The 22,748-nt window shown below is 74.5% G+C and carries 19 protein-coding genes; 10 read left to right on the plus strand and 9 right to left on the minus strand.

The window, feature by feature from the left end:
* The first annotated feature begins 56 nt into the window (after nt 1-56).
* A complete protein-coding gene (locus OG357_RS34050) occupies nt 57-1,472 on the plus strand; it encodes an aminopeptidase P family protein (RefSeq protein WP_329624769.1) in 1,416 nt (471 codons plus the stop codon).
* A 68-nt stretch (nt 1,473-1,540) separates the two neighbouring features.
* On the opposite strand, the gene OG357_RS34055 is transcribed toward OG357_RS34050, so the two are convergent.
* Both OG357_RS34055 and OG357_RS34060 read right to left on the minus strand, forming a co-directional pair.
* Nucleotides 1,541-2,419 (minus strand): PaaX family transcriptional regulator C-terminal domain-containing protein, encoded by an 879-nt coding sequence (locus OG357_RS34055; RefSeq protein WP_329624770.1) that lies wholly within the window; start codon nt 2,417-2,419, stop codon nt 1,541-1,543.
* Nucleotides 2,416-3,039, minus strand: a complete 624-nt coding sequence (locus OG357_RS34060) for a GNAT family N-acetyltransferase (RefSeq protein ID WP_329624771.1) — start codon at nt 3,037-3,039, stop codon at nt 2,416-2,418. The genes OG357_RS34055 and OG357_RS34060 overlap by 4 nt, the downstream gene beginning before the upstream one ends.
* 266 nt (nt 3,040-3,305) lie before the next feature.
* On the opposite strand from OG357_RS34060, the gene OG357_RS34065 reads away from it, so the two are divergent.
* The 7 genes from OG357_RS34065 (at nt 3,306) to OG357_RS34095 (ending at nt 8,221) form a co-directional block, all read left to right on the plus strand.
* Nucleotides 3,306-3,731 (plus strand): STAS domain-containing protein, encoded by a 426-nt coding sequence (locus OG357_RS34065; protein WP_329624772.1) that lies wholly within the window; start codon nt 3,306-3,308, stop codon nt 3,729-3,731.
* The gene (locus tag OG357_RS34070; protein WP_329624773.1) at nt 3,724-4,239 is read left to right on the plus strand and encodes a PadR family transcriptional regulator; all 516 of its coding nucleotides are present in this window, start codon (nt 3,724-3,726) and stop codon (nt 4,237-4,239) included. Before OG357_RS34065 ends, OG357_RS34070 begins: the two co-directional genes overlap by 8 nt.
* A 128-nt stretch (nt 4,240-4,367) precedes the next feature.
* Nucleotides 4,368-5,594, plus strand: a complete 1,227-nt coding sequence (locus tag OG357_RS34075) for a DUF2306 domain-containing protein (RefSeq protein WP_329624774.1) — start codon at nt 4,368-4,370, stop codon at nt 5,592-5,594.
* Nucleotides 5,594-6,502, plus strand: coding sequence for a hypothetical protein (locus OG357_RS34080; RefSeq protein WP_329624775.1), 909 nt, complete (start codon nt 5,594-5,596; stop codon nt 6,500-6,502). The genes OG357_RS34075 and OG357_RS34080 overlap by 1 nt, the downstream gene beginning before the upstream one ends.
* A gap of 88 nt (nt 6,503-6,590) precedes the next feature.
* Nucleotides 6,591-7,169 carry an isochorismatase family protein gene (locus tag OG357_RS34085; protein ID WP_329624776.1) on the plus strand — a complete coding sequence of 193 codons (579 nt, stop codon included), beginning with the start codon at nt 6,591-6,593 and terminating at the stop codon, nt 7,167-7,169.
* Between the two features lie 218 nt (nt 7,170-7,387).
* Complete coding sequence (locus tag OG357_RS34090; RefSeq protein WP_329624777.1) at nt 7,388-7,774, plus strand: anti-sigma factor antagonist; 387 nt, start codon at nt 7,388-7,390, stop codon at nt 7,772-7,774.
* 120 nt (nt 7,775-7,894) lie between these two features.
* A complete protein-coding gene (locus tag OG357_RS34095) occupies nt 7,895-8,221 on the plus strand; it encodes an ArsR/SmtB family transcription factor (protein ID WP_329624778.1) in 327 nt (108 codons plus the stop codon).
* Between the two features lie 161 nt (nt 8,222-8,382).
* Here the strand turns inward: OG357_RS34095 and OG357_RS34100 are convergent, their stop codons facing one another.
* The 7 genes from OG357_RS34100 to OG357_RS34130 all read right to left on the minus strand — a co-directional run bounded on the left by OG357_RS34100 (nt 8,383) and on the right by OG357_RS34130 (nt 20,406).
* A complete protein-coding gene (locus OG357_RS34100; protein ID WP_329624779.1) occupies nt 8,383-8,922 on the minus strand; it encodes a carboxymuconolactone decarboxylase family protein in 540 nt (179 codons plus the stop codon).
* Between the two features lie 63 nt (nt 8,923-8,985).
* A complete protein-coding gene (locus tag OG357_RS34105) occupies nt 8,986-10,278 on the minus strand; it encodes a cytochrome P450 (protein WP_329624780.1) in 1,293 nt (430 codons plus the stop codon).
* Nucleotides 10,275-11,999 (minus strand): FAD-dependent monooxygenase, encoded by a 1,725-nt coding sequence (locus OG357_RS34110; RefSeq protein ID WP_329624781.1) that lies wholly within the window; start codon nt 11,997-11,999, stop codon nt 10,275-10,277. Before OG357_RS34110 ends, OG357_RS34105 begins: the two co-directional genes overlap by 4 nt.
* Nucleotides 12,000-12,003: 4 nt before the next feature.
* Nucleotides 12,004-15,207 carry a ferritin-like domain-containing protein gene (locus tag OG357_RS34115; protein ID WP_329624782.1) on the minus strand — a complete coding sequence of 1,068 codons (3,204 nt, stop codon included), beginning with the start codon at nt 15,205-15,207 and terminating at the stop codon, nt 12,004-12,006.
* On the minus strand, nt 15,204-16,859 hold the full coding sequence (locus OG357_RS34120; protein WP_329624783.1) for a flavin monoamine oxidase family protein: 1,656 nt from the start codon (nt 16,857-16,859) through the stop codon (nt 15,204-15,206). Before OG357_RS34120 ends, OG357_RS34115 begins: the two co-directional genes overlap by 4 nt.
* A 22-nt stretch (nt 16,860-16,881) precedes the next feature.
* A complete protein-coding gene (locus tag OG357_RS34125; RefSeq protein WP_329624784.1) occupies nt 16,882-18,573 on the minus strand; it encodes an FAD-dependent monooxygenase in 1,692 nt (563 codons plus the stop codon).
* A 303-nt stretch (nt 18,574-18,876) separates the two neighbouring features.
* Nucleotides 18,877-20,406 (minus strand): aminotransferase-like domain-containing protein, encoded by a 1,530-nt coding sequence (locus OG357_RS34130; protein WP_329624785.1) that lies wholly within the window; start codon nt 20,404-20,406, stop codon nt 18,877-18,879.
* Between the two features lie 135 nt (nt 20,407-20,541).
* Between OG357_RS34130 and OG357_RS34135 the strand changes: the two genes are divergently transcribed.
* Together OG357_RS34135 and OG357_RS34140 are read left to right on the plus strand one after the other, a co-directional pair.
* Nucleotides 20,542-21,804 carry a Tm-1-like ATP-binding domain-containing protein gene (locus tag OG357_RS34135; RefSeq protein WP_329624786.1) on the plus strand — a complete coding sequence of 421 codons (1,263 nt, stop codon included), beginning with the start codon at nt 20,542-20,544 and terminating at the stop codon, nt 21,802-21,804.
* A 46-nt stretch (nt 21,805-21,850) separates the two neighbouring features.
* Nucleotides 21,851-22,693 carry a phosphoenolpyruvate hydrolase family protein gene (locus tag OG357_RS34140; protein ID WP_329624787.1) on the plus strand — a complete coding sequence of 281 codons (843 nt, stop codon included), beginning with the start codon at nt 21,851-21,853 and terminating at the stop codon, nt 22,691-22,693.
* Nucleotides 22,694-22,748: the final 55 nt, after the last annotated feature.

Here is a 22,748-nt window from a genome sequence, read left to right on the forward strand (position 1 = left end):
CCGTGAGCCGCCGATGACCGGTGGCCCAGGAACCCTCCGAGAAGAAGGTGCATCGCATGGCGAAGCGTCGCAAGAACGGGCTCTACGACGGCGTGTCCGCGGAGCTCTCCGCCCTGATGCGGACCGGCTGGGCCGACACCGAGCGCCACGGCCTGGAGGCCGACGAGCAGGCTCCGTACGCGGCGGCCCGCCGCGCGGCCCTGTCGGCCCTCTTCCCCGGCGAGCGCCTGGTGATCCCGTCCGGCAACCTCAAGACCCGCTCGAACGACGACACCTACCCGTTCCGCCCCTACACGGGCTACGTGCACATGACCGGCGACCAGGCCCGCGACGGCGCCCTCGTGCTCGAACCCCGCGCGGACGGCGGCCACGACGCGTACTGCTACCAGCTGCCCCGCGACAGCCGCGACAACGACGAGTTCTGGATCGGCTACACGGCCGAGCTGTGGATGGGCCGGCGCCGTTCCCTCGCCGAGTCCGAGATCGTCCTCGGTCTGCCCTGCCGCGACGTCCGCACCATCGCCGCCGACCTGGCCGCCGCCTCCACCGAGGTTCCCACCCGGATCGTGCGCGGGCACGACCCGGCCCTGGAGGCCGCCGTCACCACCGACGAGGACCGCGACTACGAGCTGGAGGAGGCGCTCAGCGACCTCCGCCTGGTCAAGGACGACTGGGAGATCGGCGAGATGCGCAAGGCGGTGGACTCCACCGTGCGCGGCTTCACCGACTGCGTCTCCGAGCTGTCCCGCGCCGTCGCGACGTCCGAGCGCTGGATCGAGGGCACCTTCTTCCGCCGTGCCCGCCTGGAGGGCAACGCCCTCGGCTACGGCTCCATCTGTGCCGCCGGCGAGCACGCCACGATCATGCACTGGACGGACAACGACGGACCGGTCCGCCCCGGCGAGCTGCTCCTCCTCGACGCCGGCGTGGAGACGAACTCCCTCTACACCGCCGACGTCACCCGCACCCTCCCGATCAGCGGCACCTTCAACGAGGTGCAGCGCAAGGTGTACGACGCGGTGTACGAGTCCCAGGAGGCCGGCATCGCCGCCGTCAAGCCCGGCGCGCGGTACCGCGACTTCCACGAGGCGTCGCAGCGCAGCATGACGGCGAAGCTGGTCGAGTGGGGCTTCATCGAGGGCCCCGTCGACCGGGCGTACGAGCTCGGCCTCCAGCGCCGCTTCACCATGGCGGGCACCGGTCACATGCTCGGCCTGGACGTCCACGACTGCGCGCACGCGCGGAACGAGGAGTACGTCGACGGCCTCCTGGAGCCGGGCATGGTGCTCACGGTCGAGCCCGGCCTGTACTTCCAGCCGGACGACCTGACCGTGCCCGAGGAGTGGCGCGGCATCGGCGTCCGGATCGAGGACGACCTGGTCGTCACCGAGAACGGCAACGAGAACCTCTCCGCCGGCCTGCCGCGCTCCTCGGCCGAGGTCGAGGCGTGGATGGCGGAGTTCGCGGGCTGATCCGACGGCCCGAGCCGCAACGGTCCCGGCGGCCCCCGTACCCCGCGAAGGCCTCGTAACGGCCCCCCTTACCCCGCGAAGTCCTCGTAGAGGACGAAGAGCCGGGGGAGGGGGGCGCTGCCGTCCGGGGCGGGGTGCTTCGCGAGTGCGGCCCAGGCGGTCGCCGTGAGGTGCCGGGCCCGCGTGCCCGGCCAGGGCCGGGGGAGGAGCTCGGCGGGCAGCAGCGGGTCCGGTGTCATCGCGTACGAGAAGGCCGCGGCGAGCCGGATCGCGAGGCTCAGGCGCTCGGCGGACGCGAGGGGCTCCGGGCGGTCGAGACGGTCGAGGCAGGAGCGCGCGAAGGCGGCGAGCTCGTCGTGGCGGGCCGCGATCCCGTCCAGCGGCCACAGCGCCGCGGCGAGGGCCGGCGGGTCGACCACTCCGCCGACATCGAGATCGGTGCTGGTCAGAGAGGTGACCGAAGCGGCGACACGGAGCTCGCCGGCCCGGGCCTCGACGAGCGGCTCGATCGGGTGGGCGCAGACGTACAGGCCGCCTTGGAGCGGGGCGGCCCCCAGGTGGAGCAGGGTGTCGCGGAGTGCGTCGCGGGCGGCCCGCTCGGACTCGGGGACGGCGAAGGCGAAGAGGTGCCACACGCCGTCCCACGGGGCGAGCCCGTGGTCCTGCCGGTAGGCGAGGCGGACGTGCGCGGCGTCCGGGGCGACCGTGCCGTCGGCGTCGGCGACCGCGCGGAGGACGGCCTTGCGGCCGCGGCCCTCGTGGGTGAACCGCCCCTCGGCGACGAGCCGCTTCAGGCAGAGCCGGACCTGCTGGTCGGTCATGCCGAGGAGCCCCGCCACCGTGTAGAGCTCACCGGCGTCCACGGTGCCGTCCTCGCGGACGAGGGCATGGACGAGCGTGCGCGTCGGGACGGGAGCGAGGCCGGGGACGCCGTCGGCCGGGGTCATCGCGCCTCCCGGCCGGGGGACGCGTCGGCTGCCGTGACCGGCCGGTGCATGGTGGTGACGGCGCCGAAACCCATCAACTCGCGCAGGTACGGCGTCCGCTCGGTGCGGACGGCGACGAAGCCGTGCCGCTCGTAGAGGGCGCGGGCCCGCGGGTTCACGTCGATGACGTCGAGCCGGATCCTGCGGACGCCCGCCTCGGCGGCCACGGCCGCGATCTCGCGCAACAGCATCGTGCCGATGCCCGCGCCGCGGTGTCCGGGGGCGACGGCGATGCCGTCCATCACGAGCTCGCCGGAGGCGGGGCGCCGCTCGAGGAGCGCCAGCAGGGCCACCCGGTGCAGTCCGCGCAGCACGCCGTACGCCGACAGGACGTCCCCCGCGCCGCCGCCCAGCAGACCGCGCCCGTCGAGCTGGTAACCGGCCACGCCGGCCACCTCGCCGTCGACGAGCGCGGTGACGGCCCGGTCGTGGTGGAGGTGGGCGGCCAGGAACGCGCGGGCCTTGTCGGGCGGGTTGAGCGCGGCGCCGAGCTTCCGCCCGAACGCCTCCCAGTACAGGGCGGCGACGCGCGCCGCACCGCCCTCGGGGACGCCCCGCCGCACCACCGTCGTCGTGTCCATCGGTCCACCTCGTCCGTCGCTCGGCCGGGTTCGGAGAACCCGGGGCGCCCTATCGCACTCATAACGTTCGCTCTTGAAACGAGCGTTTGTCAACCGATAGATGAGCACGCTCGTTCGTCCGAGTGTTCGGATCAAGGTGTCCTGGCGGCTCCGAGTGGCCCGCGTATTCACCGGATCAGGTGACAGGGGTCGAGGCGAAACGTCCCTCCCGGCGTGGCCGCGGCCACGCTCGACGGGACACATGGACCCACCCTGTGGAGCGTCCGATGCAGCTGATTCCCCGTCACGACCCGCACCTCGTCGTCCGCTCGACCGGCGGACTCACCGTCGCCGCGCTCCGCGGTGAGCTCGACCTCGTCCTGGTGCGGCACCTGAGGCCCGAGCTCGACGCCCTCGTCCGGGAGTCCGAGGGGCTGACCCTCGACATCCGGAGGCTCACCTTCTGCGACGCCACCGGTCTCGGCCTGCTCGCCCACTGCGCCGGGCGGGTCCAGGCGCGGGGCGCCCGCTGGCGGCTGATCTGCGACCAGCCGTGGATCCTCCGGCTCATCCGCCTGACGGCGCTCGGCGAGCTCCTCCGCCCCGAGGCCGCGGCGCCCGGGGATCACCCGGCGGTTCCGCCTCTCGCTCAGCCCGCCGCCTCTCCGCGACCGCCCTCCGAGACCTCCGCGATACCGTCGCGGCATGTCTGAAGTCCGGTTGACCACGCCCTCCTTTCTCGTGCTCGGCATCATCGACCAGCTGGGCGAGGCCAGTCCGTACGACGTGAAGGTCGAGGCCGCGCGCACCGTGGCTCCCTTCTGGTCGATGCCGCACGCGCAGGTCTACGCCCAGTGCGACCGGCTCCTGGAGGCGGGACTGCTGTCGGAGGTGCGCCAGGCCGGTGGCCGGAACCGGCGTCTGATGAAGCTGACGGAGGAGGGGGCGGCGGCCCTGCGCGGCTGGCTCGCAGACTCCTCCTTCGTCCCGGTCGAGGCCCGCGAGCGCGGCATCCTCAAGCTGTGGTTCGGCGCGAGCCCGCGCGTCCACGCCCCGGTCCAGGCGGAGGAGCACCGCCGGACCCTCGGCGAGTACGAGGAGCTGGCCGAGGGCGTGGGCGAGCTGCTGACGCGCGGGCAGCGCGAGGCGCTGGAGTTCGGCATCCGGTACGAGCGGATGATGGTCGACTTCTGGCAGTGGGTCGAGACCCGGGAACCCTGACGCGGCACCGACTTCGGCACCGACTCCGTCACCGACTTTGTTACCGACCGGTTGACCCCGGTCGTCTCCCGTCCTACCTTCCTCCATGGTCCAGAAAGGACTATCGCGCGTTCGGAGGGGGAACCGCCGTGGGGCGTCGGACAAGCACGAGGCGAGGGAGGGCCGCCGCCCTCGCGGTCACGGTGGTCTGCCTGGCGTACGCGCCGATCGCGGCGACCGAACTCTGGCCGTACGCGCGCCCCGGGGCACCCGCCATCGGCGAGTGGCTCCTCGGCCGGTCCGTCTCCCCGGAGTTCGTGGCCGAGGCCGTGCGCGACCGGATGGGCCCGTACACCCGCAGCCTGGCCCCGCTGATCGTGCACTCCGTCCTCGGCGGCCTGCTGATGCTGCTCGGCCCCGTCCAGCTGCTCTCGGCGGTACGGCGGCGGATCCGGCTGCACCGGATCACCGGGACCGTCTTCGCCGTCACCGTGTACGTGTCGATGGCCGGCGCCGCGCTCTATCTCGTCCGCACCCCGCCGGAGCAGGCGTTCAGCGGAGCCGCGTTCTGGATCGTCCTCGCCACGATCCTGGCCGGCACCGTCGGCAGCGTGACCCTCGGCGTCCTCGCCGCCGTCCGCGGCCTCCCGGACCTGCACCAGCGCTGGATGCTGCTCTGCTACGGCTTCCTGATGACCGCTCCGCTGCTCCGCCTCGAATGGGGATTCCTGCCCGCGCTCTACCCCGGGCTCTCGATCCAGGACATCAACCGCGTCGCGATCATGCACCTCGGCTCCCTCGTCTCCTTCGGCGCCCTGCTCGCCTCCCGCGCGCTCGACCGGCGCACCACCGTCCCCGGCCTGTCCGGCACCTGGTGCCCGCGGCCGGTCCTGGTCGCGGTCCACCTCGCGGGCGCCGCCGGACTGACCTGGATCACGGTCGCCTTCCTCGACCAGGGGACCGGCGGACGCCGGCTGCTCCTCGCCTACGCCGTCCCGTACGCCGTCACCTATGCCGTCATCGCGGTGCGGGCGGCACGCGCACGGGCGAGGGGAGCCGACTGGCCGCACGAGGAGTGGCGTCTGCACCTGGCGGCCCTGTGCCTGGCCCCCGCGTTCTCGGCGGTGGCCGTGCCCGTACTGGAGCGGACCATGGGCCTCGACCGGCTCACGGCCCTGATCGCGGGCGTCGGCATCGGCTGCGGGATGCTCGCCTACGCGGCCGTCACCGTGGTGAGCCTGCGCGTGCTGTACGGCCGCGAACTCCTCAAGCGGCAGCGGGCGTTCGCCGAGCAGCCGACCGGCGGCCCGGCGGCGCCCGCCCCGGACGCGGTGGTCGTCACGGCCGCCTCCGCCACGCGGGAAGGCGACCGCTGATGGGTGCATCGGAGACGTCCACGCCTCGCGGCGCCGTCACGGTCGACGGCAGGGAACTCTCGCCAGCCGTGGTGATCCTGAGCGGCGTCGTGGGCGGCATCAGCCTCGCCGTGGGCGCCCTGCTCGCCCTCGCGAGCCTGGCCGGCCACGCGGCGGGCGCCTGGGTGTCCCCGGCGCCACTCAGTCCCGGTCTCCTCGGAGCCGCCATGGCGGGGGTCGCGCCCGCGCTGTTCACCGTCGGCCGGGCCCGCGTCTGGGAGGAGACGCGGTGCCTCGTCCTGCCGCTCGCGATCGTCCTCGTCGGCCTCTTCACGGTGAGCCTGCTGAACGGCGGCACCCTCCAGGCCGTCCACGGCGGCCCCCTGTTCCTCGCCCTGTTCAGCCTCGGCTGGGTCGCCACCCTCGGGCTGCTCGCACTCGCCGCCGTCGCCTGCCTCGCCGCCCAGTACCGCAGGCCCGCCCCGCCGTCCGGGGCCGAGCGTCCGCGCGTCGTACCGCTGCCCGGCTGGTCGAAGCCGCTGCTCGCGGTCCTCGGCTCCGGGTGGCTCGGCATCGGCGCGGGCCTGCTCGCCTTCCCCGCCTTCTGGGGCCCCCTCGTGCCGTGGACGGTGAACCGCGCCGACGCGCAGGGCCTCGGCGTGTGGGCGCTGGCGCTCGGCGTCGGCGTCCTCGGCTCCCTCGTCGAGGACGACCTGGCGCGGATCCGCCCGGCCCTCACGGCCGTCCCGGCGGTGGCACTCGCGACCGCCGTCGTCCTCGCCGTCCACGCCCGCGCCGTCGACTGGACGTCGGGCCCGGGCGTCGCGCTCCTCGCCCTCGTCGCCGGCCTGTTCACGACCGGAGCCGCGGGCCGCCTGCTCCTGTCGAGGGCCGGTGCCGGTGCCGGTGCCGACAGTGGGACCGCGTAGAGCGCGTGATCCGAACCAGCCGGTGGAAGGTGGGGAATCGGCCGAAATCCTGTGGATCACCGGGGCCCGTGGGAGTGATGATGACGGGATGACCCAGCACCCGCAGCCCGTGGACGCCCTGATCGTCGTGGACGTGCAGTCGGCCTTCGTCGTCGGTGACGGGGCCGTGCCCGCGGCCGACCGGCTCGTCGAGCGGACGACGGACCTGATCGCCCGGGCGCGGAGGGACGGGGCGCTCGTCGTCCACCTGCAGAACGACGGGGAGCCGGGATCCGAGGACGAGCCCCACACGCCGGGCTGGGAACTCCACCACCCCGTCCGGCTCGGCCCCCGGGAGCTGGTGATCCGCAAGCCCCGGGACGACGGCTTCCACGAGACCCCGCTGGGGCGCGCGCTCGCCGACGCCGGGGTCCGGGCGATCGCCGTCTGCGGTGTGATGTCCGAGATGTGCGTCCAGGCGACGGCCCGTACGGCCCTGGCGCGCGGCTACCGCGTCGTCGTGCCGTACGACGCCCACGCCACCCAGGACTGCCCGGCGGTCCCGGGGGTCTGCGAGGCCGTGCCGGCCGCGACGGTCTCCCGGGTCGCCGCGTACGCCCTCGGGAGCGACGCGGAGGTCACCGTGCCGGCCGCCGACGTCACCTTCACGGCCCCCGCGGCGGGCTGACCCGACTCCGTACGGCACGGATCCCGGCCACGGCGCCGCGCGAGCGACCGGGGGCCGGAGAGGCGGCGGACCGGCCCGTCCGCGATCCCATCCGCTCCGTGAGATGGGAGATTGCACAATCCTGCAATTCGTTACATCCTGGTCCGGCCCCCACGCGCCCAGGCCCCTCCCGCCTACGCACCCGTCACCATCGCCGTACGACAGGGAAGACGACGCGCATGACCATCGAATGGCGTTACACGGTTCAGCAGGAGCTGGGCGTGCTGTCCCTGGCCGGGTTCCTCGGTGCCGACGCCCTCGGGCGTTTCACCGGCGCCGTGGGCTGGGCGGTGGCGCGCGGTACGGGCCCGGTCGTCCTCGACCTGAGCCGGCTCCGCGGCTGGTCCGCGGGCGGGCAGCTCGCCGTCTCGGAGGCCGCCCACCGGCTCCGGGCCGCGGGCCGGAGCCTCGAACTCGCCGCGATCCCCACCGACGGCGCCCTCGTCCCCGCGGGCGACGGCCCGGCGATCCCGGTCCACTGCGATCTGGACGCGGCGTTCGCCGCCCACCTCGACGCGGGCGCGGAACAGCGCGCCTGGCGCAGCGACGCGTGGCCGAGCGAGTGAACCCCGCTCGATCCTGAGCGCGCCCGACTCCGGAGATCGGTAAGTCGCGTGCCCCGGAAGGCGCGAGGATGGGGGCATGGTGCATGGTGCTGGTTCGACGCGAGGCGCGGGATGGGTGCGATGAGCGCGCCGCTCTATCAGTTGAAGGCGGAGTTCTTCAAAACGCTCGGACACCCCGTCCGGATCCGCGTCCTGGAGCTGCTGAGCGAACGCGAGCACGCGGTCGCCGAGATGCTGCGTGACACCGGCGTCGAAGCGGCGTACCTCTCCCAGCAGTTGGCCGTGCTGCGCCGGGCGAACCTCGTCGTCGCCCGGCGCGAGGGCGTGGCCGTGTACTACACGCTGACCAGCCCGCGGGTGACGGAACTCCTGTCGGTGGCGCGCTCGATCCTGTCCGGCGTCCTCGCGGGACAGGCGGAACTCCTCGCCGACCTCCGGGAGAGCTAGGGCCTGTCCGGCGGATCATGGCCGGGGCCCTGGCGTCTGGCACGGCACCTCGCCGCGTTGCCGAAACCCCCGAATAGCTCCGCTATTAGTGCGCTCCGGCGCCTTGCGATGCACCGCACCAGACGCCGCGACCTATCCGACCCTGATCCGCCGGACAGGCCCTAGGACTTGTCCGGCACCTGCTCCGGCTGGATGCCCGCGAGCAGGTTGAAGGCCCCGGTCAGCAGGTTGAGCGTGACCACCCCGACCACCTCCGCGATCACCCGGTCGCTCCAGCCGTGCGCCCGTACCTCGGCGACGTCGTCGTCGGAGAGGGAGCCCGGCTCCGCGAGGACCCGGAGCGCGAGGCCGATGAGCGCGGCCTCGCGCGGATCGGTCGACGTGCCCTGGCGGGCCAGTTCGATGTCGGTCTCGCTCAGGCCCGCCGCGCGCCCGGCCGAGCGGTGCGCCTCGCGGCACGTTCCGCAGCCGATCCACTCCTGTACGGCGAGCGACAGCTTCTCGCTGAGGGCGCGGGGGATCTTCACCCGCTTCATGGCCCGGGACAGGCTCAGATAGCCGTCGAGCAGCGCGGGCGAATGCGCCATCGTCGACACCATCTCGCCGACCGAGCCGTGCCGTTCGACGATGTCGGTGAGCACCTCGCGCGCCCGGCCGGGCGCCTGCTCGGGGGTGAGCGCGGTCAGTCTTCTCGTGGTCACAGAGCCTCCTCGTTATACCCGTGGGGGGTATAACGAGGAGAGGGGTGAGGGAGTTCCCGGGTGTCAGCGGGGCCAGGACAGCGTCAGGCGGGACGGCCCGTGGAACACCCAGTCGGGGGCGTACTCCACCTCGACGCCCGGCCGCGCGCCGGCGGCGAGCGCGGGCAGACGGTCGAGCAGGACACCGAGACCGATCTCGGCCTCCGCGCGCGCGAGCGCCGCCCCCGCGCAGTAGTGGATGCCCAGACCGAAGGCGCAGTGGCGGCCGCTGTCCCGGTGGATGTCGAGGACCTCGGGATCCGGGAAGTGGTCCGGGTCCCGGTGGGCCGACCCCAGGACCAACTGGAGGCGGTCGCCCCGCCGGACGGTCCGGCCCGCAAGCTCCGCGTCCCGGTGCGCCCACCGGGTCACCATCTGCACGGGCGGGTCGTGCCGCAGGAACTCGTCCACGGCGTTCGGCAACAGCCCCGGATCGGCGCGAAGTTCGTCCCCCACCTCCGGCCGCGCGAGCAGTGCGAGGACCGCCTTGCCGATCAGCCCCGTCGTCGTCTCGTGCCCGGCGGTCAGCAGATGCGTACAGGTCGCCGCCAGCTCCTCCCCGCTCAGGGACGGATCCTCGGCCCCGGCCCGCGCCAGCGCCGAGAGGAGGTCCCCGCGGTCCTCGGCCCGCCGCCCCGCCAGCTCCCGGTGGAAGTACCCGTCCAGCTCCGCCGCCGCTCGCTCGGCGCCGTCCAGCGCGGCCGGAGTCCGGTCGCCCCGGGTCCCGCCCGCCTGCTGGAGCGCCAGCGCCTGCTCGCGGAACCACGGCCACCGCTCGGCCTCCACCCCGAGCAGACCGCCGATGACCAGCAGCGGATACGGGGCCGCGAACCCCTCGACGAGCTCCACGACCGACCGCCGCGCGAGCGGCGCGACGAGCTCCTCCGCGATCTCCCGTACGCGCGGACGCAGCGCCGCCACCGCGGCGGCCCCGAGCGGCGGCGCCACCTGTGCGCGCAACCTTGTGTGCCGGGGCGGGTCGAGGAAGACGAGCCAGTTCTCGACGACCCGCCGCAGCGTGACGTACCCGTCCGGGACCGGCGCGGCCCGTGCCGTCAGCGGGGACGCCCGGCGGAAGTTCCGCCCCGTCAGGACCTGCGCCACCTCCGCGTGGCCGAAGAGGTACCAGGTCGTGGGCGCCTCCCCGCCGTGTTCGTCCCGCCCGCCTCGCACGGCGTGCACGGGGTCCGTCTCGCGGTAGCGCCGGTAGACGGGGTAGGGGTCGGCCAGATCGAGCCGCGCCGGGTCGAAGGGTTCCGGCGGCCCGCCCTCTCCCGTACGGGACCCGCCCGTCCGCCCAGGCGTCTGCCCGCTCATCCGCCCGCCCCGCGCACCAGATCCGCGACCCGCAGCGGATCGGCCGGCGGGACGGCCCCGCGCCACGCCACGTGCCCGTCCGGGCGCACCAGGACGAACGGCCGCTCGTACCGCCGTGCCACCCGCGGGTCGCGACAGTGCCGTACGCGGAGGGGGACCCCGCGGTCGGCGAAGGCGCGGACCAGACCGTCGGGAGTCCCGGCTCCGGCGTCGAAGCGCTCGAAGCAGAGGAGGACGAACTCCCCGCCGAACAGGTCGAGCGTCGACCGGCCGGGCCCGAGCCACGCGTGCGGAGCCCGTACCCCGGGAAGCGTCGTACGGTTCCAGACCGGCCCGTCAGGCATGCCAGAGCCCTCCCGCCCGTCCGGCATGTCCGAGCCCTCCGGCCCGTCCGAGCCGTCCGATCCCTCCGGCCCGACGGCGTCGGGCGGCGGGTCCGTCCTCCCCTTCTCGTCCGCGATCACCGCGGACGCGTACCGGTGCGCGAAGTGCAGGTCGGGCGCGTCGAACTCCCTGAGCGGATCGGAGTCCGCGATCTCCCGGCCCAGTGCGGCGCGGGCCCGCTCCCCGTCCTCCGTCCCGTCGCGCAGCGCGCCGGACAGCCGGCGGTCGACGGTCCGCCGCAGGTTGCGGTGGCTCTCCTCCAGGCTGTTGACGGCGATCGGCCGCCGTTCGCTCTCGTACGTGTCGAGCAGCCCGGCCCCGGCCCAGCCCGCCAGCTCCGCCGCCAGCTTCCAGCCGAGACCGGCCGCGTCGCCCACGCCCGTCGCGAGCCCGAGCCCGCCCGAGGGCGACAGGGTGTGCGCCGCGTCCCCGGCGAGGAAGACCCGCCCGTCGCGATACCGCGAGGCCACCCGATGGGTCAGGTGCCAGGTGGTGTCCGACAGCACCTCGACCCGCACGGCGAGCGCGATCGCCCGCCGCACGACCCGCTCGGCGTCCGCGGGCCCGGCCGGACACGTCAGCCGGTACAGCTCCCGGCCGTCCATCGCCCGCAGTGGATAGCGCAGCCCGCCGGGCTCGGTGACGAAGTGGACGAGTGCCGCGCGCGGCCCGAGCAGGGATCCGAGCCCGGGGGCCCGGAAGAGGATGTTGCGCAGGGTCCGGGTGCGGTGCCGCTCGGGCGCCTCGATCCCGCAGGCCTTGCGCACGGGCGACGAGGCCCCGTCGCAGCCCACCAGGTACCGGGCGTGCACCGTCGTCCGCACCCCCGCCCCGTCCACGAGGGCAACGCGCACCCGGTCGGGCTTCCGGGTGAGCCCGACCATGCGCGTGCCGAGCCGGACCGGTCCCGCGGGCCGGACCCCCAGGCGGGCGGTGAGCAGCGGAGCCAGCCAGTGCTGCGGGCAGATCGCCTCGGGCTCCGGCGTGTACGAGGGCAGGGGCCGTTCACCGGCCGTGCCGAGCCGCAGCCGGTGCAGCTCGTACTCGCCGACGGCGGTCACCCACGCGATGTCCAGCGTGTGGTCCGCCGGCCAGCCCGCGCCCCGGATCGCGTCCGCGACGCCCCAGCGCCGGAACTCCTCCATGGCGCGCGGGCCGACGGTGGAGACCCTCGGGTGCGTGACCCGGCCGTCCCCGGCCTCCACCAGGACGAAGTCCACGCCCCGGTGGGTGAGGTCGAGGGCGAGCGCGAGCCCCACGGGACCGCCGCCCACGATCAGTACCTCGGTCTCCTCGGTCTCCTCGGTCCTCCGACCGGTCCTCCTGCTGTCCGTCACGGCCTCAGCTCCTCCCCTCGTGTGCGAAGCGCTCCGCGTACCAGGTCATCAACTCCGGCACCCTGTCCGGCACGCCCTCGCACTCCCGGGCCATCACCGCGAGATGGCGGAAGCGCATCGCGAACCCGCGCCGGGCCACGTCGGGCCGCGCGATGTACGCGGGCGGCTCCTCCAGCTCGAAGGAGGGCCCGGCCGTCCGCCCCCGCCACCCCGACTCCATCGGCATCAACTGCTCGGCCAGCGGGCGCATCATCCCCGTCATCACGTCGATGGCGGCGTTCATCAGCTTCGAGCGGCGCAGGCTCGCGTCCGGGCTCTCCCCGAAGTGCTGCACGATCAGCTGGAGCATCATGAAGTAGCAGCGGTTGAAGAGCCGCATCACCTGCCGCGCGTGCGGATCGCTCACCGCCGCCCGCCCGGGGTGCCCGGGGTCGAGCGTCGGATTGCGCAGCGACGGGTACGCCGGGTGCCACGGCGCGCCCTCGCCGTGCGGCCCGTCGGCGCGTTCCGTCATCAGCAGCTCGGCGAGGCGGACGAACGTGTCGTGGTGGGACTCGGAGCCGGCCTTCTCGGTGTCGAGGACGCCGCCCTCGCCCTGCTCGGTCACGAAGTCGACGGCGAACAGCGCGCTCGACAGGTCGTCCACCTCCAACTGGTAGTCCGGATGCACGGCGTTGACCGTGCCGCCGATGAAGAGGTGGTGCTCGCCCCCGCCGCGCCCCCGGTCGACCGGGAACAGGTCGGGGACCCGGGTCAGGCCCTCCCGGATGCCCGCGTACAACTCGCTGGGCGAGCCGAACGGGCCGGGTCCGGGTCCGTCCTTGGCCCCGGCCCCGGCGCCACCCGCGAGCCGCTCGGGCCGCTCGATGGCGATGAACCGCTGGAGACTGCCCAGGTGCAGCGGTTCGAGCGCGAAGTCCAGCGGCAGCGGCAGCCTGCCCGGCGTCCCGAAGTCGACCTCCGGGACGTGGAACGGCTCGCCCATCGCCATCAGGATGTTGTTGACGACCAGGAAGTGCATCATCTCCTCACGGGCCACGTCGAAGAGGCTGTCCCTGACGCCCTTGGCCAGGCTCTCCCCGCCGTCCCCGCACGCCAGCCGCAGCTGGCGCGGAGTCCACACCCCGCTGCGGACGTACTCGAACCCGGTGCCGTGCGTCGGCACCGAGTACCCGGCGAAGAGGTACTGGAGCGAGGTGGCGAGCTCCACCGTGACGGCCTGCCAGAGCGCCGACCGCAGCTGGGCCCGGGTGGTGATCTGCGGATACGAGCGGACCGGTGACGGGACGGCGGCCGGGGGCACGGCCGCCGCCGTGCTCTGCGCGCGCAGGTACTTCAGGAGCAGCCGCGCCTTGGGCAGGGACAGGTCACGGGTCGGCGGCATGTAGTACGTCCGGTCCTTGTTCGCCGGATCGCACATCTGCCAGATGAGCTTCGCGTACGTCTCCACCTTGCAGCGGTCCGCCAGGCTGAACACCTCGTCGCGCATGAACGGGAACAGCTGCTCGTAGTACGCGAACACCTCGCGGTGCAGCAGCTCGAACGTCACGTCCTGCTGCAGGACGGCGTCCAGCTGCCAGTCGTCGGGCAGGACGCGGACGGCGGCGGAGCCCGCCCAGGGCCAGAAGCCGAGGGCGTCCCCGTGGTCGTAGCAGGCCTCGGCGGAGCCCGGGGCGGCCGGATCGTGGGGCGGCAGATCCTCGGGACCGGCCGCGAGCAGCAGCCGTGCCGTGCCGGCCCGCGCCCCGGAGACGGTGAACCGGCCGCGTCCGTGCGCGTCCGTGGCGAAGCCGCACCAGGAAGCTCCGTCGCGACCGGAACCCTCCCCGACGAGCGGCTTCCCGCCGGAGGTCCGGCCGGCCCGGAGCCGTACGATCTCGACGTCCCCGCAGCGGGCCGTCGGGGCCGCGGCCACCGGATCCAGCGGCAGGGCCCGGGGGTTGGGGAACTGCCGGACGACGACCTCGTCGAGAGCGGCCGGAACACCCCGCACGAAGGTCCGCACCGGGACCTCGACCGCGTGCTCCTCGCCGCGCTCCGGGTCCGGATGCTCCAGGATCAGGCAGGCCTCGTCGGTCAGGACGACGGCCTCGCGCTCCCGCAGCAGCACCGTGCGGGTGCCCTCGCCGTCCGCCGCCGGGCGCACCAGGACGAGTCCTTCCTCCGCGGCCCGCCGTGCCGCTTCCGCCGATGCGGCCGGTACGGTCACCACCTCGCCTCCCGCGGTGGCTCCGGCCGGCAGCACGGCGACCGGCAGATCCGAGCGGGCGGTCCGCAACTCCAGGGCGGCACCCCCGCCCCCGTGCGCGAAGGGCCGGTTGAACGCCACCGTGGCCGTCTCCGGGGAGACCCGTACGGTGCACGGACCGGGGGCCTCGTCCGTACGGGATTCCTTCTCGCACGGGACGAGCAACCGCCCCGCCGGATGCGTGCGCGGCTCGTCCGGCCGCCAGGGCGCGATGGTGCCCCGCAGCCGCCACACCCCCGGCGCGTCCTCCGGGTCCCGTACGCCCTCCGCGGCCGGCTGCTCCAGGGCGAACTGGACGACGATCCCGCCGCCTTCACCCTCCTCCACGGCGGCCCGCAGGGCGCGGACGGCGGGGGAGTCCGCCGCCGAGGCAGGCCAGTCGAGCCCCTCCCAGGCGCCGATCGCGAACTGGTGGAGTGTCCGGCGCACCGGCGTGAAGCCGTGCCACCGGGGCGGCATGAAGCCGCCCACGTCCCCCACGCACAGGTATCCCGCGTCGTGCGAGCGGCCCTCCCGCCCGAACGCGAACTGGCCGCCCATCAGGGTCGTCGTCCACGTGGAGGCGGGATCGACGTCGAAGACCCGGGCCCGGTTCACCGTCGTGCCCAGATACGGGTTGTAGTGGCCCCACATGTCGACGGCCCGCCCGACGACCGGATCGTCCGTCTCGACGGCCCCGGCCACCCGCTCCGCCCCGGTCACCCGGGCGTCCAGGACGAGATGGCCGTTCCCGGAGAAGTGCCCACCGCGGGCGCCGTGCTCCGCGAGGTGCTCGTGGTACGCCTCGGCGGGCCCGTCCTCCCCGAACGGGCCCACGGCCGCGGGGCGTTCGGCCCCGGCCTCCGCACCTCGCAGGGCGGTGTTGCGCGCCAGGTCCACGAGTCCGCCGCGCGGGCCCGTGGGCAGCCGTGTCACGGCGGTCCCGCCGAAGTACAGACGGGGAAGGTCGAACACGCTCATGCCGCCTCCAGTCCGGCCCGCGGCGCCACGCCCCGGCCCGGCGCGTGCCGGGCGATCAGGTCCACGGCCTCGAGGGCCGACTCGACCGCCCCCTCGATCCACGCGGGCTCGGTCGCGCAGTGCTCCCCGGCGAAGAACATCCGGCGCTGCGGCCGCACGGCCCGCCCGCGCTGCTCCTCGCAGGCGGCGGCGTCCTGCCCCCAGCGGATGGTGCAGCCCCCCTCCGTCCACGGATGCTCGCCCCACGCGAGGCTGGCGACGCCCCGCACCATCCCGCGCCGCAGCAGCTGCGGATGCATCCGGCCCAGCTCCTCGACGACCGTCCGGTGCCGGAGCGGCGGAGGCATCCGGCCGAGGTGGTCGGCGTCCTCGCCGATCGTGTAGCTGGCGAGGAGGGCCGCGCCCTGCGCCGGATCCGTGGCCCCGTCGGCCACGGCCCCGTCGTCCGCCGAGGGCGGGTAGTACGTCTGCCGGATGCGGCCTCCGCTGAAGGAGGCGCCGCCCCGGATCCCCTCGCGCTCCCAGAACGGCTCGCGGCAGTGCACCGCCACCTTCGTCGCCGGGCAGTAGTCCACCTCCCGCACGACCGCGAGCTTGTCCTCGTCGAAGCCGGTCAGCGTGAGGCCCCGCAGCACGGAGAACGGCACGGTGCACAGCACGTAGTCGCAGCGCCGCACGGTCGCTCCCGGCCCGCCCCCGATCCGTACGAGGACGTGGTCGGCGGCCACCTCGAAGCCCGACACCCGCTGCCCGAACCAGATGGGGCCGCGCACGCGGGCTGCGAGCCGTTGCACGAGCTGGTCCATGCCGCAGGCGAGCCGCACCAGTTCGGGACTGGTCTCGGTGAGGATGTCGTCGAGGAAGCTGTTGAGGCGGGTGCCGCAGCCGGACCGGATCCCCGGGTGGGCGGCGAACAGACCGTGCACGTCGATCCGGTCCTTCGCGTGGCCGAGAAGGTGCGGGGACACGTCGACCTCCTCGACCAGATCGAGGAGGTTGCGCGCGAGATCGGCGCGGAGCCCCGCCCGCAGCGCCGGCGGCGCCACCGCGTCGACCACGGCCGCGAGCCACGCGCCGAACACCACGGTCTCCTCGCGGTAGTCGGCACCCGGCAGCGAGGCGCGGACGTCGGCGATCAGCGCGCGGGGGGCGTCCCGCAGCCGGACGTGGCCGGTGCTGGTCGCCAGAAAGGCGTTCTCCTCGGACAGCAGGGTGGTGAACGGGCGGACCTGGTCGGCGAGGCCGAGGTGCTCGACGTAGCGCATCGTGCGGTGGTGCGCGGTCGGGATGCGCATCGCGCCGAGCTCCACGAACGGCGCGCCCTCGGATGCGCCGAACCGGTGCGTGTGGACGCGGCCTCCGAGCCTGCGGCTGCCCTCGATGACCTCGACGCGGAACCCGAGCCGCTCCAGCTCGTACGCGGCGACCAGACCGGCCATCCCCGCGCCCACGACGCTGACCGTGCTGTTGGCGCGGGTGCGGCGGCGGGCGCGCGGCAGGAGCTGCTGAACGTGGCCGGGCCGTGTGACGGCGGCGGGCTGCGGCGTGGTGGTGGCCTGCGGCACTGCGCCGGCCTGCGGCACTGCGCCGGCCTGTGGCCCGGTGGCGGGCTGCGTCACTGCGGTGGTCTGCGTGACGGGTGCGGTCTGCATGACGGTCCGACTCCCCCTCGAATCAGTGCGGACGGTGCGGGTGGTGCTCCTGGGGCTGCCGGACGGGTATCCGGCCCTCGACGGTGAGCGCCGCGAGGTAGGAGCGGATCAGGGCGGTACGGGCCAGCGGGGCGACCAGACCGACGTATCCGTCGGGCCGGACGAGCCGCAGGTCGTCGGGGTGACCGAGCCGCCGCGCCTCGGCGGCGTCCCAGGGCGTCACCGGGAGGACGCGGACCGGGGCCGGGAACCCGTCGCAGGCCTCCCGCAGGGCGTCGAGCACGCAGGCGTCGGCGCGGGCGGCGTGCAGGACCAGCGTCCACCGTTCGTACCCGAGCAGCGTGTGCAGCCGGACGGCCGCGCCGCCGCCCCCGGCAGAGCCGGTGGTGAGGGCGACGTCCGGCATCCGGTCGCCCGCGCGCGGACCGGCGCGGTGACCGCGGCCGGGACGGTGCCGGGACAGCGAGCTGTCCCTGTGGTTCCGGCCCAGGTCGCTCAGCCGCAGGTCCAGCCGGCGCTGAACACCGCGCCGGGCGAGGGCCGCGGGCACGGTGGCGGTGAACGCCCGGTAGCCGAGCGGCGGGAGCGGCAGCTCCATGAAGTTGAACCGCATCTCGCGGATGTACCGGACCGCGAGGAGCCGTTGCTCGTCGCTGTACGTGTCGAGGAGCTCCTCGCCCGCCTGCCCGCGGTGCACGGCGGCCAGCTTCCAGGCGAGGTTGTGGGCGCCGAGGATGCCGACGTTCATGCCGTGGCCGCCGACCGGCGCCCAGGCGTGCGCCGCGTCCCCGGCGAGCAGCCCGCGCCCCGAGCGGAGCCGGGCGGCGACCCGGTCGCTGAAGCGGGCCCGGTTGAGCCAGAGGTGCTCGGTGGGCTCCAGGCGCAGACCGGGCATCAAGGCGGTCTCCGCGACCAGGTCCCGGAGTTCGCCGATCGTGGGGGCGGCGGTCAGCGTGGGGTCGGGGTCGTCGCGGAAGCAGAAGAAGCGGAAGCCCCCGCCGGGCAGCGGGAAGACGAGCAGAGAGCGGTGCGGAGCCAGGAAGATGTGGCCCCTGCCGGGCTCCTCGCCGAGCTGCCAGGTCGGGTGGGCGTTGCCCTGGACGACCTGGAGGCCCGTGCGGCGGCGCCCCTCGAAGGGGATGCCCAGCCGGTCCCTGACCACGCTGGCGGTTCCCTCGCAGCCGACGATCCACGGGGCGGCCGCGGACTCCACCGTGCCGTCCCCGTGCCGCAGGGTGAACTCGGCCCGGTCGTCGTGCACCTTGACGTCCGTCAGCTCCGTGTTCCACTCGACCCGGGTGCCGAGCCGGGCAAGATCCTCGGAGAGGAGGCGCTCGATGTCGTGCTGCTCGATGTTGAGGGGCCGGGCGCGGGCCGACCGCGTCCAGCCGGTGACGAGTTCGCCGAGGGCCCGGTCACGGGCGTGGACGGTCACCGCGTCCAGCTCCACCCCGTGGCGCCCGAGCGTCTCGCCGACCCCCAGGGCGTCGAGCGCCTCCCGGGCCCGCGCCCACAGCACCAGGGCCCGCGCCTCACGCTTGGTGGCGGGCGCCTTGTCGACGATCCGGACGCGGAGCCCGAGCCGGCGCAGACCGATGGCCAGGGTGAGGCCGACCGGGCCCGCCCCGACCACGCACACGTCCACGTCGCCGACGCCTTCATCGGCCGTCTCCCCGCCGACGTTTCCGTCCTTGCCCGTGTCCAATCGGGTCACCCCCCGCTCTCCGCTCACCGTTCCCGGTGTTCAGCGTGCTTGCGGAAGATCACCTTCAACAGGGCGTGTACGGGGGCGCGGGGATCACTGCGACCTGGGGAGATGACGACCTGTGCATCATCTGGACCGTTTGAGTGACGAATGGTGGGATTCGGCCGTGAGCACCGCTTCGGCGCCCTGGCCCGCCCGTGGAGGGCCGCCGCGACCTGGCCTGATCGAGACCTTGGGGCGCGGGGTCGTCCTCCCCGAGTTGACAGAGGGACGCCTCCCGGGCCGGGGTACGTGGCCAGTTCTGGACAGGAGTCACCCAGCAGGCGAGCGCTCCGCGCACTCCAGAAGCGTGGGAAGGGCCGCCTCCAGGGCCGCCGTGCCGTGGGCGTACGGCAGCCGGAGCCGGTCCCGGAAGCCGTCCACCGGGGAGAAGGCCGACCCCGGGACGACCGAGACGCCACGGCGACGCGCCAGTTGGGCGAGGGTCTCGGTGTCGGCGCCCGGGACACGCACCCAGAGGGCGGCGCCGCCCGCCGGCCGGGTCCACTCCCAGTGCGGAGCTCCGGCACGCAACAGCGCCTCGGCCGTGTCCCGTTGGGCCCGCAACTCGGCCCTGCGCCGGGCCCGGGCCTCGGGCAGCCGGTCGAGCAGCCGGACGGCCACCAGCTGGTCCATGACCGAGCACGACAGGTCGACCGACGTCTTGATCTTCGCGAGCCGGGCGACCACCTGGGGGGAGGAGCGGACCCACCCCACCCGCAGACCGCCCCAGAAGAGCTTCGAGAGTGTGCCGACGGTCACGGTCGACGCCATGGGAAGCCCGGCGACAAGGGGCTCCGGAGCGCCGGCGCCCCCGCCCCTGCCTTCGTACCCGTCTCCGCCCCCGCCTTCGTACCCGTCTCCGCTTCCGTCCCCGTACCCGTCTCCGTCTCCGCCTCCGTCCCCGAGGGCGAGTTCCGCGCAGGCCGTGTCCTCGACGGTGAACAGCTCCAGGTCCTCCAGGACCCGCCGCCACTCCCTGCGCGCCGCGCCGTCCAGCGTCCGCCCCGTCGGGTTGTGCACCGTCGGCTGGAGGTACACCAGCCGGGGTCGGCCGTGCGCGCTCAGCCGCCGGACCGCCGCCGCGCCGGAGCCGTCGCCCGCGTCGCTGCCGTCCGCGCCGACCGGTACCAGCCGGGCGCCCCGCGCCCGCAGCGCCTCCAAGGCGCCCCGATACGTGGGGTCCTCCACGACGACCGTGTCGCCCGGCTCCACGAGCGCCTGCGCCACGAGCCACACCGCCTGCTGCGACCCCGCGGTCACCAGGATCTGCCCGGCCTCCGTCGGCACGCCCGCCGCCCGGTAGTACGCGGCGATGCCCTCCCGCAACGCCGGGATGCCGTACGGGTGGTAGCCGTCGGCCACCAGGAGCCCGCCGAGGTCGCCCGAGGTCAGCGCCCCCACCGCCTCGCCGACCGCGCCGAGCCCCGGCAGCGCCCCGCTCGACAGATCGGCGACGCCCGCCGACCCCGTACCCGTACGGGCGTCGAAGCTCACGAGCCGGCCTTCGGCGACGTACCGGTCGAGCGCCCCCGAGCCCCGCAGCCGCGAGCCGCTGCCGCGCACGCTCTCCAGCCACCCCTCGGCCTCCAGGAGGCCGTACGCGGAGGTGACCGTGGACCGGCTGACGCCCAGGACGAGCGCCAGTTCGCGCTGCGAGGGCAGCACGGTCCCCGCCGGTACGTCCCCGCGCTCGGCCAGCTCCCGCAGCGCGTCCGCAAGGCGGCGGGGAAGTGGCCCCGGCCCCTCCGAGGACCAGCCGGTGAGCAGTCGGGACAAACGGGGCGAAGCAATCCTGGCCATGGCTCCCATAGTGCGCCACGACGCAGGCCAATACGCCCGGAGTGGTCGTTGTCGCCACAGGTCGCGCGACGGAGGATCGACGAGAACGGGACCGGACCGCGGTACCGGACGCGGGACCGGGAGAGAGGTGGGGGCATGGCGACCGTCGTGCTGGTCGGGACGCTGGACACCAAGGGGGAGGAGTACGCCTGGCTGCGGGAGCGGCTCAGGGAGTACGGCAGTGACGTCCTCCTCGTCGACACCGGTGTCCTGCCGCCACCCGCGCACGCGCCCGTGCCCGATGTCTCCGCCGACGTCGTCGCGCGCGCCGCCGGCCACGACCTGGCCAGGCTGCTGGCCGCCGGAGACCGGGGCGCCGCCGTCGCCGCGATGGCGCACGGCCTCACCCGCGTCGTCCTCGACCTCTACCGCAAGGGGAAGCTGCACGCCGTGCTCGCCGCGGCCGGCAGCGGCGGCTCCACGATCGCCGCCCAGGCGATGCGGGCCCTGCCCATCGGCGTACCGAAGGTGCTGGTCAGCACCATGGCCGGCGGGGACGTCTCCCCGTACGTCGACAGCAGCGACCTCACCATGATGTACAGCGTCGTCGACATCTCCGGTCTCAACGCCGTCTCCTGCCAGGTCCTCGGCAACGCCGCCGCGGCCGCCGCGGGGATGGCCCGCCGTCACGAGCGGAATCACGACGAGCCGGCGGGCCGGGGGCGCCCGGTCGTCGCCGCCACCATGTTCGGCGTGACGACCCCCGCCGTCGACGCGGCCCGCGCCCGGCTCGCCGAACTGGGCTACGAGGTCCTCGTCTTCCACGCCACCGGCGCGGGCGGCCGGGCGGTCGAGAAGCTCGCGAGGGACGGCATGCTCGACGGGGTACTGGACCTGACGACGACCGAGCTCGCCGACGAGCTGGTCGGCGGCGTGCTCAGCGCCGGCCCCGCCCGCCTCACCGCCGCCGGGGCCATGGGCATCCCGCAGGTCGTCGCCCCCGGAGCCCTCGACATGGTCAACTTCGGCCCGGCCGCCACCGTGCCGGAACGGTTCAGCGAGCGCCGGCTGCTCATCCACAACGCGACGGTGACCCTCATGCGCACCACCGCCGCCGAAATGGCCGAGCTCGGCACCACGATGGGCCGCAAGCTCCGTACCGCGCGCGGCCCCGCCGAGGTCTTCTGGCCGCTGCGCGGCATCTCCGCCGTGGACACGCTCGACGGCCCCTTCGCCGACCCCGAGGCGGACCGGGCCGGGCTCGACGCCCTGCGTGCGGCCGTCCGGGGCGGCGAGGTCCGCGTCCACGAGCTCGACGCGCACGTCAACGACACCTCCTTCGCGGTCGCCATGGCCGACCGCCTGCATCAGCTGATCGCCGAGAGCAGCCGCGGCGGGCAGGACCACGGAACGGCCTGAGGACACCGGGCACCGAACGACACCCACACACCGAGGAGCCACCACCGTGAACACCGGATCCACCGTCAGCCGCCAGGCCGTCGTCGCCCGGCTGCGCGCCCAGGTCGCCGCCCGCCGGCCGATCGTCGGCGCCGGGGCGGGCACCGGGCTCTCCGCCAAGTGCGCAGAGGCCGGCGGGGTCGACCTGCTGATCATCTACAACTCGGGCCGCTACCGGATGGCCGGCCGCGGTTCGCTCGCCGGTCTCCTGCCGTACGGGGACGCCAACGCGATCGTCCAGGACATGGCCCGCGAGGTGCTGCCCGTGGTCCGCGACACCCCCGTCCTCGCCGGGGTCTGCGGCACCGACCCGTTCCGCCGCATGGACCTCTTCCTGGACGAGCTGAAGGCCATGGGCTTCGCGGGCGTGCAGAACTTCCCCACGGTCGGCCTGTACGACGGCACCTTCCGCGTCAACCTGGAGGAGACCGGCATGGGGTACGGCCTGGAGGTCGACATGGTCCGGGCCGCCCACGAGCGGGACCTGCTCACCGCCCCGTACGTCTTCGATCCGCAGCAGGCGGCCGACATGGCCGCGGCGGGCGCCGACGTCCTCGTGCCCCACGTGGGGCTCACGACCAAGGGGGCCATCGGCGCGGGCACGGCGATGACGCTCGACCAGGCGGCCGCGGCGGTCCAGGAGATGCACGACGCGGCCAAGCGCGTGAACCCCGACGTCCTGGTCCTCTGCCACGGAGGGCCCATCGCGGAGCCGGAGGACGCACGCTACGTCCTGGAACACACCACCGGGGTCGTCGGCTTCTTCGGGGCCTCGTCGATCGAGCGGCTGCCCACGGAGCGGGCCGTCACGGAGCAGACCCGCGCCTTCAAGGCCCTCGCTCTCGGCTGACCGCCACCGGCCACCGGCCACCGCCCACCGGCCGACGGACCTGTCGGTGGTGTGC

Origin of the sequence: Streptomyces sp. NBC_01255 (assembly GCF_036226445.1) — a bacterium.
Lineage (GTDB): Bacteria > Actinomycetota > Actinomycetes > Streptomycetales > Streptomycetaceae > Streptomyces.

Coding starts and splice junctions, on each gene's coding strand:
- OG357_RS34050 (WP_329624769.1), top strand. CDS start 57: ATGGCGAAGCGTCGCAAGAACGGGCTCTACGACGGCGTGTCCGCGGAG.
- OG357_RS34055 (WP_329624770.1), bottom strand. CDS start 2,419: ATGACCCCGGCCGACGGCGTCCCCGGCCTCGCTCCCGTCCCGACGCGC.
- OG357_RS34060 (WP_329624771.1), bottom strand. CDS start 3,039: ATGGACACGACGACGGTGGTGCGGCGGGGCGTCCCCGAGGGCGGTGCG.
- OG357_RS34065 (WP_329624772.1), top strand. CDS start 3,306: ATGCAGCTGATTCCCCGTCACGACCCGCACCTCGTCGTCCGCTCGACC.
- OG357_RS34070 (WP_329624773.1), top strand. CDS start 3,724: ATGTCTGAAGTCCGGTTGACCACGCCCTCCTTTCTCGTGCTCGGCATC.
- OG357_RS34080 (WP_329624775.1), top strand. CDS start 5,594: ATGGGTGCATCGGAGACGTCCACGCCTCGCGGCGCCGTCACGGTCGAC.
- OG357_RS34085 (WP_329624776.1), top strand. CDS start 6,591: ATGACCCAGCACCCGCAGCCCGTGGACGCCCTGATCGTCGTGGACGTG.
- OG357_RS34090 (WP_329624777.1), top strand. CDS start 7,388: ATGACCATCGAATGGCGTTACACGGTTCAGCAGGAGCTGGGCGTGCTG.
- OG357_RS34095 (WP_329624778.1), top strand. CDS start 7,895: ATGAGCGCGCCGCTCTATCAGTTGAAGGCGGAGTTCTTCAAAACGCTC.
- OG357_RS34105 (WP_329624780.1), bottom strand. CDS start 10,278: ATGAGCGGGCAGACGCCTGGGCGGACGGGCGGGTCCCGTACGGGAGAG.
- OG357_RS34115 (WP_329624782.1), bottom strand. CDS start 15,207: ATGAGCGTGTTCGACCTTCCCCGTCTGTACTTCGGCGGGACCGCCGTG.
- OG357_RS34120 (WP_329624783.1), bottom strand. CDS start 16,859: ATGCAGACCGCACCCGTCACGCAGACCACCGCAGTGACGCAGCCCGCC.
- OG357_RS34130 (WP_329624785.1), bottom strand. CDS start 20,406: ATGGCCAGGATTGCTTCGCCCCGTTTGTCCCGACTGCTCACCGGCTGG.
- OG357_RS34135 (WP_329624786.1), top strand. CDS start 20,542: ATGGCGACCGTCGTGCTGGTCGGGACGCTGGACACCAAGGGGGAGGAG.